The sequence below is a fragment of the Limimaricola sp. G21655-S1 genome (assembly GCF_027213785.1).
Lineage (GTDB): Bacteria > Pseudomonadota > Alphaproteobacteria > Rhodobacterales > Rhodobacteraceae > Limimaricola.
Map to the genome: position 1 here is coordinate 1 of NZ_JAPWGO010000410.1, position 248 is coordinate 248.

Annotated in this window: 1 protein-coding gene; it reads right to left on the reverse strand. The window is 69.4% G+C overall.

Going from position 1 to position 248, the window contains the following annotated elements:
* Positions 1 to 248: gamma-glutamyltransferase (locus O4G76_RS21275; protein WP_269399080.1), on the reverse strand; the 248-nt coding region annotated here is incomplete at both ends.

The following is a 248-nucleotide window of genomic DNA, read 5'->3' on the forward strand; positions in this document are numbered from 1 at the left end:
GGCCACGGTTGGCCGTCCGGCTGGTAAAAGTAGGCGGCCGCCACCGGGTCCTGCTTCAGGAACGGGTCGGATTTCAACAGCGTGTACAGCCGCGGGCTGACGGCAAAGCCTTGCTCCGCCAGGCGGATAGCCGGCGCGAACAGCTCGGCCCACGGCAGCTTGCCCTGCTCGCGGTGTGCCATTTCCAGCATGGCCACCGCGCCGGGCACGCCCACCGAGCGGCCGCCGACCACGGCATCGTTGAATGC